This window comes from Streptomyces sp. NBC_00289 (assembly GCF_041435115.1).
Taxonomy (GTDB): Bacteria; Actinomycetota; Actinomycetes; order Streptomycetales; family Streptomycetaceae; genus Streptomyces.
The window spans coordinates 1,211,290-1,224,998 of record NZ_CP108046.1; the positions used below are offsets into that span (position 1 = coordinate 1,211,290).

The window sequence follows — 13,709 nt, forward strand, 5'->3', positions numbered from 1 at the left end:
TCCGTGAGCCGCCGCGCCGGCCCCGTCGCCCGCCAGGCGGACCGCAGATCACCCCCGCTCAAGAAATGAGTGCCCCTTCATGACCGCCGCCCCACCCGGTCCGGCCTTCTCCGTCCTCGACATACCCTTCAGCACGCACGGGTCCTGGTTCGGCATCTCCCCCGTGCTGGCGGAGCAGACGCGCGCCGAGGACCTGCACCTCGTCTCGCACCAGAACGGCATGCACGCCGTCCTGCGCCTCGTCCCCCTCGACGCGGCGACGGGCGGGCGGGCAGCGACGGACATCCGGGCGACACCGAGTCTGCTCAGCTGGGCGGGTGCGGACGGGCGCGTCGACCTCGCCTACGAGTCACCCGACACCGTCCGCGTGCGCGGCACCGGTCTCGGGTTCGGTATCAGCGCGGCGGCACACTCCCTGACCCCCTTCAGCGGAACCTACCTCTACCGCGATCCGGTCGACGGCGCGCACACGTTCACCTCCTACGAGACCGGGCGCCGCTACCGGATCACCGTGCTGTCCGGCACGGTCGGCGACGTCCACGGTTCCCAGGCCGTGGGCGCCGGCGACCGCGGTCTCTCGGTCACCGCCCAGGCCGGCGGATCGTGGGAGGTCGCGGTCGAGGAACTCGACAGTGCGCGACAGCCCTACCGCTCGGCGTCGGCGTTCGGCGAGGTCGTGGAGGCCGCTCGGCAATCGTTCGCCGAGTTCGCCGACACGGTCGCCCCGTGGCGCTCGGCCGGCACCCCGGCAGCCGAACTCGCCACCTATGTGCTGTGGTCCGCGACGGTACTCCCGGCGGGCCTGATCACCCGGCCCGCGGTGCTGATGTCCAAACACTGGATGGACAAGGTCTGGAGCTGGGACCACTGCTTCAACGCCCTCGCCCTGGCCCCCGGGTCGCCCGGTCTGGCCTGGGACCAGTTCGCGCTGCCCTTCGACCACCAGGACGACAGCGGCGCTCTGCCCGACTCCGTCACCCACTCCGAGGTCCTCTACAACTTCGTCAAACCGCCCATTCACGGCTGGGCCTTCGGCCACCTGCGCCGACGGCTCCCCCAGCCGCTCACCCCGGCGCAACTGACCGAGGCGTACGGCGGACTGACCCGCTGGACGGACTTCTGGCTCACCGCGCGCCGCGCACCGGGCGCCGTCCTTCCCCACTACCAGCACGGAAACGACAGCGGCTGGGACAACGCCACCACCTTCGACCCCGAACGCGTGGCCGTCACCGCCGACCTCGCCGCCGTACTGATCCTCCAGCTCGACGAACTGGCCCGGCTGGCCGACGAGCTGGGCTTTCCGGACGACGCCCGGTGCCGCACCGAGACGGCCGACGCACTCCAGGTCGCCCTGCTGGACGAGTTGTGGGACGGCGAACGGTTCCTGAGCCGCCCGGCTCACGGCGGCGCCACCTCCGCGAGCGCCAGCCTGCTGGATCTGATGCCGATCGTGCTCGGCGACCGCCTTCCCCCCAAGATGCGTGACCGGCTGGCCGAACGAATCGAAGCCCACCTCACCGCGTTCGGCCTGGCGACCGAACATCCGCGCTCCCCTCACTACGAGCCCGACGGCTACTGGCGCGGACCGATCTGGGCCCCCGCCACCGTCCTCATCGAGGACGGCCTGCGCCGCGCCGGGCACGAACGCCTCGCGGACGAGATCAACGTCCGCTTCCGCGCCCTGTGCGAAACCTCCGGCTTCGCCGAGAACTTCGACGCGCTGACCGGCCACGGGCTACGCGACCGCGCCTACACCTGGACCGCCGGCAGCTACCTGCTGCTCGCCCGTGACCACCACCACCGCCTGGACGCCGGGACCGACACCGCCGCCGCCTGACCGCGAGCACCACCCCACCCACACGTCCGGCACGGGGGCCGGCGCAGCAACGACCAGCCGTACCCTGAAGGGACGTAAGCACATGCCGAGAATCGGGCAAAGGCGCTCGACCACGAGACGCCTTCTCCACGGCTTCACCAAGACGCTGCTCTCGCTCGCCGTCATCGCCGGCGCCACCACCGTCATGGCGACGCCTGCATCCGCCGCCACCCCCACCCTCACCGTCGACCTGGGCACCAGCACCGGAGCCTTCCGCGGCGGCGCCTCCGGAGCGCTGTACGGCCTGTACGGCCCGGACGTGCCGACGAACAACCTCATCGAGGGGATGGGGCTGAAGACCACCAACACGAAGTACCAGGACGGACAGCAGCATCCCGGCTCGGACGCCCTGGAGATCGCCAGGCCCTTCGTGGACAGCGGCGGCGGGGACGTCTTCATCTACATGACGGACGTGTACCGCGCCGGCTATGAACGCACGAGCTACTCGGCCTACCAGACGACCATGAGGACCCAGGTCGAGCAGGCGAAGGCCAGTCCCTACGCGAGCCACATCGTCTTCATCCCCTACAACGAGCCCGACCTCAACTGGTTCAGCGGCATGCGCACCAACTCGACCGCGCTGGCCAACTTCAACGCCGAATGGCGCCAGACCTACGAGTTCATCAAGGGCATCTGGCCCCAGGCACGGCTGGCGGGCCCCAACACCTCGAGCTACACCTCCTCCTCCCTCAGCGGCTTCCTCACCTACTGCAAGGCCAACCACTGTCTGCCCGACGTGGTGACCTGGCACACCCTGGGCAGCCCGGCGGACGTACGCGGCACCGTCGACTCGTACCGGGCGGTGGAGACCGCCGCGGGGATCACCTCCCCGATCACCGTCAACCTCAACGAGTACGCCCACCGCTACCACCTCACCAACCCCGGCCAGATGGTCCAGTGGATCGCGGCGATCGAGGACGAGAAGATCGACGGCAACCTGCCCTACTGGAACATCAACGGCAACCTCGGGGACTCCGCCGCCGCCCAGAACACGCCCAACGCCCAGTGGTGGCTGTACAACTGGTACAGCTCCATGAGCGGCAACACCGTCAAGGTCACCGGCGCCGCCGGCAACGCCGCGTACACCCTCCAGGGTCTGGCGAGCCTCGACACGGCCAAGAAGCAGGCCCGCGTCATCCTCGCCGGCGGCGGCACCAGCGGTGACTCGAACACGGTCGTCAAGAACATCGACCCCGCGGTCTTCGGCAGCACCGTCCACGTCAGCGTGTTCCAGGACCGCTACAGCGGCTACATCGGCGCGGCGGCCACCCCGACCCGGCTCTCCGACGCCGATGTCGCCGTGGGCTCCGACGGCTCGATCACCGTCCCCGTCACCCTCGACGCGATGTCCGCGTACCAGGTGATCGTCTCCCCCGGCGGCGCGGGCAGCACGACCGCCTCCGACAGCACGTGGTCGGCCACGTACGAGGCCGAGAACGCCACGCTCAGCGGCAGCGGCTACAACATCAACACCGAGGGCACCACCGGCAACGTCGGCACGTTCGCCACCTCGGGCACCAAGGACGTCGGGGGCCTGCGCACCGGCTCGACCACGGTGATCTCCTTCCCCGTCTCCGTCCCCACGGCAGGCGACTACAACCTCTCGGTGTTCGGCAACAGCTACGCCAAGGATGCCGACGTCAAGGGGCCGACGAACGTGTACATGCGGGTCGACGGCGGCGCCTCGACCCGGATGGACATACCCGTGGGCTTCCAGTGGGTCGTGTGGGGGCACAGCGACACCACCGTGCACCTCACCCCGGGCAGCCACACCATCACCCTGGCCACCACCGGCGACAACAGCGCGGGGACTGTCGGCGACGCGATCATCGACAAGATGGATCTCCAGTACAAGGACGCCGGCGTCCAGGGCACCACGCTGTACGAGGCCGAGCAGGCGGCCCTGTCCGACAGCGGCACCGCCACCTACACCTCCCAGGGCCAGTCCGGCGCCGGCGCGGTGAACCTCACCTCCGGCAAGTCCGCGACGTTCTGGGTGTACTCCGCGCGGGACGGATACGCGGACCTGAGGGCCCGCTACCGCAACACCGGCCAGGCCGGCCTCACCGTCAACGGCAAGACCGCCGACGACCAGACCCTCGCCGGCGCGACCCCCAACGCCTGGTCCACCTCCACCAACCGGGTCCATCTCAACACCGGCATCAACAAGGTCAGGGTGACCGGCAGCGGCGGCACACTCGCCCTGGACGACCTGGCCGTCACCCCGTTCGGCGCCACCGACGCCGTCACCACCGGAAACGTCGTCACCTACCAGGCCGAGAACGGCACCCTCACCGGCACCGCGGCGGCCGACACCACCTACAGCCAGGCCAACGGCGGCGTCGTCACCGGCATCGGCGACGGAACGGCCAACTCCCTCACCCTCAACGTCACCGCCCCCACGGCCGGCACCTACGCCATGACCACGCGCTACGCCAACGCCGAGGAACTGCCCTCCAACCACTACAACCCCGACCTGTACGCAGAGCACGCCGACGTCAGCGTCAACGGCGGCGACGCCATCCGCGTCAACTTCGCCAGCACCCTGCACTGGAACCAGTTCAACGACTACACCGTCCCCGTGACCCTCGCCAAGGGCGCCAACACCGTCAGGTTCACCGCCTCACAGCTCTACAACCACGACGGCACCACCATCGGCCTGGTCTACTCCGGCGGCGGCAGCGACATCGGACAGCCCATGCGCTCCAGTTCCGCGCCCCACCTCGACCAGGTCTCCTTCGCGCCGGCGAGCCTACACATCGGCGCCTCGACCGGCTTCTCCTCCACGGCCGTCGCCCAGCACAGCGCGCTCTGCCTCGAGGACCCCGCCCAGTCCACCGCCGACGGCACCCAGTACCAGCAGAACACCTGCGGCGCCGGCCAGGAACAGCGCTTCGACTTCCACCCCGTGAGCGGCGCGACCGACACCTACACCGTCGTCAACCACTCCAGCGGCAAGTGCCTCGACATCTCCGCCTACTCCACGGCCAACGGGGCCGCCGTCCAGCAGTGGACCTGCCACGGCGACACCAACCAGCGGTTCACCCTCAAGCCCGTCACCGCACTCGGCAACAGCCAGGACTACCAGCTGGTCGCCGTCAACAGCGGCAAGTGCGTCGACGTCAGCAACGTGTCGACCAGCACCGGCGCGAGGATCCACCAGTGGACCTGCGACTCCGCAAGTGCTCTGAGCACCAAGAGGAACCAGATCTGGCGCCTGCCCGGCAAGAGTTGACCAGCGGCGGATCTCGCTGAGTCTTCCGGCCGTACCGGCGGAAAAGCGGACCGTGTTCGTCGGCACCCGCGGTGTCCGCAGCGCCCGCGAGGGTGAGACCTGCTCAGCTCGCCTTGATCTGTGAACGAGGGGCGCCATGCGTGGCGATCCCGGCTCTCTAGAAGCGTTTGACAACGTAGCGCCGCCTGGACCCCGCCTCGCAGACATCGGTCCGCTTGCCCCACTGCCGTCGACAGGTCGACCGAGCGGACTCGACTCACCTGGGCATTCAGCCCTGCCGCATTTCCGATACGTCGGAGGTCTTCCCTCCCGCTCACCAGACCTGCACTATGCCTGGAGGTTCACAAGCAGAACTGGGAGGCACATACGTGACCCGCACGTCAGGGAACGGGATCTCTCGAAGAGGTGTGATCGGCACGGCAGCCGCAGTCGCCGCCGGGGGCTGGACGACCGGATCCGGCACCGCCTGGGCGACATCCCGGCCGCCCGCAGGGACGGAGGACCTGTACGAACGGATGGCCAGGGGCGCCGCGTTACGGTGGCGGCGGATGCCCGGCGACTGGAAGGACGGCCCCTTCCTGGGCAACGGTCTGCTCGGAGTTCAGGTCTACCGAGGTGCGACGGCCAACTCCGTGAAGGTCATGGTCAGCCACAGCCAGGTGCAGGACCAGCGACCCCAGTGGCGCGCACCGTACGGATTCTCCCGGCTGCCCATAGGGCACTTCGACCTCACCCTCGCCGGCGAAGTGACCGATGTCGACTGGACCCTGGACCTCTGGGACGCCGAGCTGCGCGGCACCGTCACCACCACCCGGGGCAGCGTCCGCTTCTCGATGCTGGTGCACAACGCCCGTACCGCGCTGCTGATCTCCACCCGGCCCAGTGCCGGTGAGGAGACCGCGGGCTGGTCGTTCACCTGGCTGCCCGCCATTTCGCCGCGTGAGAAGGACAAGCCCGCGGACTACACGGGCAACCCCGACCCCCGCACCGGCTCCGCCGGCGCCACCCACTACGTCGAGCAGCCGCTGATCGCCGGCGGCGGGTGGACCACCGCCTGGCGCGAACGGCGCGTCGGCACCGGCAGGCTTCTGGCCGCGAAGATCGTCTACCGCTTCCCCGAAGACCTCTCGCGCACCACCGAGTTGGCCGTGGCCGACGTCGCCCGCACGCTCTCCGCGGACCCGGACGAGCTGGTACGCGAACACCGCGCCTGGTGGCACCGCTTCTACCGGCGCAGCCTGGTGTCGGTACCGGACAAGCGCATCCAGAACTTCTACTGGATCCAGCTCTACAAGGCCGCCTGCGCCACCCGGGCCGGCGGGCCCTCGATGTCCGAGTGGGGGCCGTGGTACCCGGAGACCGGCGGCAGCTGGAGCGCCGTCTGGTGGAACCTCAACGTCCAGATCGCCACATGGCTGATCCAGGGCTCCGATCACCCCGAACTCGACTCCGTCACCTCCACCTTCAAGAACTTCGAGCAGTACCTGCCGCTCTCCGTCCCGCCGGAGTACCAGGACGGCGACACCTACGCCCTGGCCCACCCCTCGGACTGGATGCTGCGCCCAGGCGCCAAGACGGTCGGCATCCCCGGCACCTCCACCAAGACCGACAACAACGGCAACCTCATCTGGGCCATGCACAACGTCTGGCTCAGCTACCGCCACACCATGGACGTGCGGATCGTGCGCGACGTCCTCTACCCAATCCTCGTCAAGGCGGTGAACTTCTACGACCACTTCCTGTACGAAGGCAGCGACGGAAAGCTGCACCTGCCCCTCACGCGGTCGCCGGAGTGGGCGGACGCCACCGACTGCACCTACGACCTCTCCTTGATCCGCTGGGGCTGCGCCACCCTCCTGGACTGCCTGCGCGTTCTGCGTACGACCCATCCGCGTGCCGGGCGCTGGAGCGAGATCCTCCAACGCCTGGTGGACTATCCGCGTGACGCGACCGGCGTCAACATCGGCGCCGCGAAGCCGCTCACCGAGTCGCACCGGCACTTCTCGCACATGCTCTGGCTCTTCCCGCTGCACGAACTGACCTGGGACCGGCCGTCCGACCGCGACATCATGCGGACGACCTTCGACCACTGGGTCAAGGACCGCGGCCTGTGGGCCGGTTACAGCTACGCCGCCGCGTCCTCCATGGCCTCCCTGATGGAACGGCCGGAGGAGGCACTCGACTTCCTGACCTTCTTCACCGACGGCAACGTCATCAAGAACGCGTGGATGACCGCGAACACCATGTACGTGGAGGGCGGGAACCTGGCCGTCGAGAGCCCGCTCACGGCGGCTCAGTCGGTCCTCGACATGACCGTGCAGAGCCACGGCGGGGCCGTGAGGGTCTTCCCCTCCGTATCACAGCGCTGGCCGGACCTCTCGGTCCAAGGGCTGCGTACTCAGGGCGCGTTCCTCGTCGACGCGGACCGAGCCGGCGGCCGGACCCGATGGGTGCGCGTCCGCAGCGAGGCCGGCGCCCCGCTCGTGCTGCACCACGGCATCGACGGCGCCGTCGACGTCCGGGACGAGCACGGACGGCGCCTGCGGTACCGGCAGACAGGACCCGACCGTATCCAGATCCCGCTCGGCCGGCAGGAAACGGCCGTCGTCGTTCCACGCGGCACCCGTCCGGACCTGAGCCCGCGTGACGTGCCGGCCGTCGGAGACACGAAGCCGTGGGGACTGCCGGACTGAGCCGGTGCGCTCGTCGAGCACCGCGGCCACGTACACGTTGTCCGTACAGAGCCGGGTCCGCGGTCTCGTGAGCGGCGCTTCGTGGTGTCTCCTCACAGGTCCAGGACGACGCCGGCCGTGGGCTTGGAGCAGCAGATGAGGACGTTGCCGTCGGCGGGGGGTTCGACGGGGTCAGGGGCGTAGGCGACGGAGCCGGACAGGAGGGCGAGTTCGCAGGTGTGACAGACGCCCGTACGGCACGACCACTGGACGGGCACGTCGCAGGCCTCGGCGAGTTCGAGCAGGGACTCCTGGGCGTCGTCCCAGAAGACGGTCAGGCCGCTACGGGCGAAGGACACCTCAGGTCCGGTGCCGGCGGGTCCGGCGGGCCGGTGGGGCGCGGGCGCGTCCGCCCGGCCCTCCACCCCCGGAGTCAGGGAGGCGCCCGAGCCGAACGTCTCGCTGTGCACCCGCGGCGCCGTCAGCCCCGCCTCGATCAGGGCAGCGGTGACGCTGCCCATGAACGCGTCGGGCCCGCACAGATAGGCGTCGGCGTCGGTGGGCAGCCCGAGGCCGAGAACGCGTTCGGCCGACAGACGGCCGACCTCCTCATAGTCGACACCCTGGCGGTCGCCCGGGGCCGGCTTGCTGTAGAAGACGATCGACCTGGCGTTCGGCAGATGTCCGAGCAGTTCGCGGCACTCCTGGGCGAACGGGTGCTCCGTCCCGTCGCGGGCGCCGTGCAGCCACCACACCTGGCGGGTGGATTCCGCGCGTGCGAGCGCGTGGAGCATGGCCAGGACGGGCGTGACGCCGACACCGGCCGACAGCAGCACCACCGGGTTGTCGCCGTCGGACAGACGGAACGTGCCGCGCGGCGCCGCGCATTCCAGCGTGTCGCCGGTGCGCAGGTGGGCGCGCAGATGGTTGCCGACCGCGCCGCGCGGTTCGACTTTCACGCTGATGCGGTAGGTGCCGGTGTCCGGTTCTCCGGACAGCGAGTAGCTGCGGATCAGCGGAAGCGCACCTTCTTCGGTGACGACCTTGACGGTGAGGAACTGCCCGGGCCGTCCGGCCGGCAGGGGGGAGCCGTCCACAGCGGCCAGTGACAGGGAGAACACACTGTGGCTCTCGGGCTGGACGCGCGTGACGGTCAGCGGCCGGAAGCCCTGCCAGGCGGGCGGCGGGGCGGTGGCCGCCGCGGTCAGTCCCGCGCTGCCCGATCCCGCGGCCGTACCAGCGTCGGCCTGAGCCAGCAGGGCCCGCATGGAGGTCTGCCAGCCCGGGCTGAGAGCGGGGATCCGCAACGCCCGTTCGACCTGCTCACGGGTGTGCCCGGGCAGGTAGAGCACCCGGTCGATCTCCTCGACGGTCATCGCCTCCGGGCCGGACGACACCTTGACGATCTCCTGCCCGGCCTCGACCTCTCCCTCTTCGATCACCCGCAGATAGAAGCCGGGCCGGTGATGAGCCACCAACAGTGCCGCCATCCGCGGCTCACCCATGCGCAGGCCGACCCGATAGCAGGTCACGCGTGGTTGGGTGACCTCGAAGGTGGCGCCCCCGATGCGGTAGCGGTCACCGATGCACACCTCGTCGTCGGGCAGGCCCTCGACGGTGAAGTTCTCCCCGAACTGCCCGGGCCTCAGGTCGTCGCGGCCCAACCGCCCGGCCCAGAACTGGTAGGACTCCTTCTGATACACCAGTACCGCGCGCTGTTCCCCGCCGTGGCCGCCCAGATCCCCCTGCCCGTCCCCGTCGACGTTCAGCCGCCGCACCGTCCGCGGCCCCTGCACCGTTTGCTTGTAGACACCGGTGTGCACGGTCCTGCCGCGCCACGGAACGTCCTTGGGCATACCGACGTTCACGGCGGTCAACGTAGCCATCACGCCACCCTTCCTGCGGCCGGCTCCGGGCCCCCGCGTCAACTCGCCCTCGACGCAACCGACTTGGACGCGGCTTCAAGTGGCGGAGCTCGCCGGACGGGAACCTACGATCCTTCTCCCGATCGCGCTGTGGTGCTTCAGATGGCGCGTGCCCACACGCAGGCCACGCTAGACCCCCGCTCTGGACGGGGCAATGCAGACAGTGCCGCGATCACGTCGCCGGAGATCAGCTCTCCGGCGTCGACGGGCACCGTCCGCCGCGGGCCGTGCAGAGAGACAACGTCAGTCGGGGGCGGTCAGCGGGGGGCCTCCTCCGGCTTCCATCCCCAGACGGTGAGCATGCCGGCCGACAGCGAGGCGCACCCCTCTGAGTCCAGGTAGCGGACCGCCGCGTCGACGGCCGAGTCGTCGACCAGGCCGGTGGCAAGCATCGTCGCTCTGCTCCGCTCCCATGTGTCCGCCCAGAAGCGACTGATGGGACTGCCGGGCAGCAGCGGAGGCACATGGACCTCGGCGGCGACGGGCACGAGCCCTGCCCCGCGCAGCAGATGTGGGTACGACGGCACCCAGGAGACATCGGTGCCGATCGTCGCTCGCAGCCCCTGCCACATCGCCCGCATCACCACGCTGTACGGCGTGCCGGGCGTCCGGTCGGTCGTCAGGTCGACCGCGTCGCTGAGCACCAGCACACCGCCGGGCGCGACGAGCTCGGTCAGTGCCGTGATCAGGCGCTCGCGTTCGGGCAGGTGCATCAGCACGAAGCGTGCGTGGACGAGTCGGAACCGGCCGGGGACGGAGTCCGGGGCAGTGATGTCCGCCTCCAGCACGTCGAGCCCGGGCGTGGGCCGCTCGGAGAGGAAACGTACGTCGCGGTCCACGGCGAGCACGCTCGCCACCCCGGCCTCGTCCAGCAGTCGGCGGGAGACCGTGCCGGTGCCGGCACCCACGTCGAGGCAGCGCCACCCCGGGCCGGCTCCGAGTGACAGCAGCCGCGCCATGGTGATGTCGTCGTAGGCCAGTGCGCCGAAGTCGATGCGCTCACCCTCACCCGCCTGTTCGGGAGGGAACACGGCATCGCCGTAACGGCCGCGGCCCGGCACGTCTCCGCGCGCAGCGCCGGTCACGTCGCCCTCGGTGTGACGCCGGGCGCGACGCCCTCGACGAGTTCCGGCGCCCGGCCGGTGAGGGACTGGGACAGCGGGTCGTCGAACCGTCTCATGGGCGGACCTCTTCAAGCGATGGAGCGGTGCGGGGCGGCCCATCCCAAGGCCGCTGCACCACCGATCCTCCATCGGCGCCCGCCCGCACGCACGGCCGAGGCGCGCCGCCCCTGAGCCGAACGGCCCTCGGGGGTACGGCGTGCGCGGCAGCCGAGTCGGCGAGTGTTCAGCTGTCTCAGGTCGCGGTTGCCCGGTTCGTCGATTCGGCGTCGCGGAGGTACTCGGCGTTGAGTCGCTGAGCGTCTTCGAGTTGGTCTTCGAGGATGACGATGCGGCAGGCGGCCTCTATCGGAGTCCCCTGGTCGACGAGTTCCCGGGCGCGAGCGGCGATGCGCAGCTGGTAGCGGGAGTAGCGGCGGTGTCCGCCTGCGGAGCGCAGCGGGGTGATGAGGCGGGCTTCGCCGATGGCACGCAAGAAGCCCTGGGTGGTACCGAGCATCTCGGCGGCCCGGCCCATGGTGTAAGCGGGGTAGTCGTCGTCATCGAGACGGCCGTACATGTCGTCTGCTGTCATCGCACCTCTCTGTGTGGAACGCGTGGAGGGGCCCTGGTGCTGTACGGCACCAGGGCCCCGAAACTGAGTGTCGCGCTTCGGCGGTCAGCCTCGTCGCCCGTCCTGCACCAACCCGGGCTTCGAAACTCCACCACCGCACGTCCTGCGTACTGCGACTGCGGTCACTGCTGCCCGGCCGTTCGTCTCTGCCAGGTCCTGCGTTCTCTCTGGCTACGAGAGAAACCATAACCGGCCCACCGGCCAATGTCTACTCCGGCCGACGTAGATTTCCGCGAGTTCAAAAGTGAGGTAGTCGACCGCGGACGGCGACGAGGGTGGGCGTGCGATGGCCCTGGCCGTGGCTAGGACAGGCGCCCTGAGATGGGCTGCCGGATAGTGGATGCGTCGGAACCCTCAGGGATTGGACGCTCATGGACCGCTATCCCCCCATAGCCAACCACGGTCTGGTGGGTGATCTGCAGACCGCGGCCCTGGTCTCCTCGCAAGGCGTGGTGGACTGGTTCTGCTCGCCGCGGTTCGACTCCCCCAGCGTCTTCGCCTCACTGCTCGATCACGAGCGTGGCGGGTACTTCCAGCTGGCACCGGAGCACTCGGACGTGTCGTGCAAGCAGCTCTACTACCCGGACACCGGCGTGCTCGTCACCAGGTTCATGTCGCCGGAGGGCGTCGGCGAGGTCATCGACTGGATGCCGGCGAACACCAGCCGCACCCCCACCGACCGCCACAGCCTGATGCGAGTGATTCGTGTGGTGCGCGGAACCGTGCGGTTCGTCATGGAGTGCAGGCCACGGTTCGACTACGGCCGGGCCGACCACAAACTCGATCTGCGGTCCCAGGACGCCGTGTTCCGGAGCAACGGGATCGCGGGTCACCTGCAGACGACCTTTCCTCTGACGCGGGACGGGCAGGACGTGCAGGCGGCGGTCACTCTCGGAGTCGGCGAGTCGGCAGTCGCCGTCTTCACCACGTGCGCCGCCGACGGTGATGCCCCGCCTCCGATCACGGCCGACAGCGTGACAGCGGGATTGTGGCGCGAGGTGGACTTCTGGCAGAAGTGGTTGCACACCTCCCACTACCGGGGGCGCTGGGGCGAGATGGTGAACCGCTCTGCCATCACGATCAAGATCATGACCTACCACCCCACCGGTGCGCCGGTCGCCGCCGCCACCATGGGTCTGCCGGAGCAGGTCGGCGGTGAGCGGAACTGGGACTACCGGTATTCGTGGGTGAGGGACGGGGCGCTCTCGGTGCGGGCCCTGCTCGACCTCGGGTTCGCCGAGGAGGCGTCGGCGTTCACCAAGTGGCTGGGCGATCGGATGCACGACCGGGCGGAGCTGCCGGGCGAGCGCCTGCAGATCATGTACCGGGTCGACGGGGACCCCTACCTGACCGAGGAGATCCTCGACCATTGGGAGGGCTACCGGGGATCGAGTCCCGTCCGCGCCGGCAACGCCGCTGCCGACCAGCTGCAACTGGACATCTACGGCGAGGCCCTCTACGCGATGGCCGAGGGCATGGATGTCGGCGTGGAACTGGGTTACCACGGCTGGAAGGGGCTCGCCCGGACGCTGGACTGGCTGTCCGACAACTGGGATCGCCCGGACGAGGGTGTCTGGGAGACGCGCGGGGGACGCAAGGACTTCACGTTCAGCCGGGTGATGTGCTGGGTCGCCTTCGACCGGGGCCTGCGGCTGGCGACCGAGCTCAGCCGGCCCGCCGACATTCCACGCTGGCGCAACGCCCGTGACAGCATCCTGGAACAGGTGATGGAGAAGGGCTGGAGTCAGTCCGAGCAGGCGCTGGTGCAGCACTACGGCGGGGACGTCCTGGACGCCTCCCTCCTGCTGATCCCGCGCGTGGGGTTTCTCGCCGCGAAGAGTCCCGGCTGGCTGTCCACCCTGGACGCCATGGAGCGCAAGCTCGTCTCGGACAGCCTCGTGTACCGCTACGACCCTGCCGCGTCCCCGGACGGCCTGCGCGGCTCGGAGGGCACCTTCAGCCTCTGCACCTACCTCTACGTCGACGCCCTCGCCCGCGCCGGGCGTGTCCGACCGGCCCGCTACACCTTCGAGAAGATGCACACCTACGCCAACCACGTCGGCCTCTTCGCCGAGGAGATCGGCCCGAGCGGCGAGCAACTCGGCAACTTCCCGCAGGCCTTCACCCACCTGTCACTCATCATGGCGGCATCGACCCTGGACGAGGCCATTGACCGGGAGCGACTGAACGGCTGAGCCTGGCAGCTGGTGCGGGCGCACCGCAGTGCGAGGGCCACCCGCTTTCGATGACCTGCCGGGCCGCCTGCG

General features: G+C 69.6%; 7 protein-coding genes. 4 read left to right on the forward strand and 3 right to left on the reverse strand.

The features are described from left to right. The first annotated feature begins 79 nt into the window (after positions 1–79). The 3 genes from OG985_RS06160 (at position 80) to OG985_RS06170 (ending at position 7,804) form a co-directional block, all read left to right on the forward strand. Positions 80–1,837 carry an amylo-alpha-1,6-glucosidase gene (locus OG985_RS06160; RefSeq protein WP_371667194.1) on the forward strand — a complete coding sequence of 586 codons (1,758 nt, stop codon included), beginning with the start codon at positions 80–82 and terminating at the stop codon, positions 1,835–1,837. Between the two features lie 82 nt (positions 1,838–1,919). Beyond that, positions 1,920–5,111 carry an RICIN domain-containing protein gene (locus OG985_RS06165; protein ID WP_371667195.1) on the forward strand — a complete coding sequence of 1,064 codons (3,192 nt, stop codon included), beginning with the start codon at positions 1,920–1,922 and terminating at the stop codon, positions 5,109–5,111. A 548-nt stretch (positions 5,112–5,659) separates the two neighbouring features. Beyond that, positions 5,660–7,804 carry a glycoside hydrolase family 95-like protein gene (locus tag OG985_RS06170; RefSeq protein WP_371667197.1) on the forward strand — a complete coding sequence of 715 codons (2,145 nt, stop codon included), beginning with the start codon at positions 5,660–5,662 and terminating at the stop codon, positions 7,802–7,804. A 92-nt stretch (positions 7,805–7,896) separates the two neighbouring features. On the opposite strand, the gene OG985_RS06175 is transcribed toward OG985_RS06170, so the two are convergent. From OG985_RS06175 to OG985_RS06185, 3 genes are all read right to left on the reverse strand, one after another. Further along, the gene (locus tag OG985_RS06175) at positions 7,897–9,669 is read right to left on the reverse strand and encodes an MOSC domain-containing protein (protein WP_371667198.1); all 1,773 of its coding nucleotides are present in this window, start codon (positions 9,667–9,669) and stop codon (positions 7,897–7,899) included. Between the two features lie 296 nt (positions 9,670–9,965). Then, positions 9,966–10,793 carry a class I SAM-dependent methyltransferase gene (locus tag OG985_RS06180; protein ID WP_371667199.1) on the reverse strand — a complete coding sequence of 276 codons (828 nt, stop codon included), beginning with the start codon at positions 10,791–10,793 and terminating at the stop codon, positions 9,966–9,968. 271 nt (positions 10,794–11,064) lie between these two features. After that, positions 11,065–11,403, reverse strand: a complete 339-nt coding sequence (locus OG985_RS06185; RefSeq protein ID WP_371667200.1) for a MerR family transcriptional regulator — start codon at positions 11,401–11,403, stop codon at positions 11,065–11,067. Between the two features lie 365 nt (positions 11,404–11,768). On the opposite strand from OG985_RS06185, the gene OG985_RS06190 reads away from it, so the two are divergent. Then, positions 11,769–13,637 carry a glycoside hydrolase family 15 protein gene (locus OG985_RS06190; protein WP_371674274.1) on the forward strand — a complete coding sequence of 623 codons (1,869 nt, stop codon included), beginning with the start codon at positions 11,769–11,771 and terminating at the stop codon, positions 13,635–13,637. Positions 13,638–13,709 lie beyond the last annotated feature (72 nt).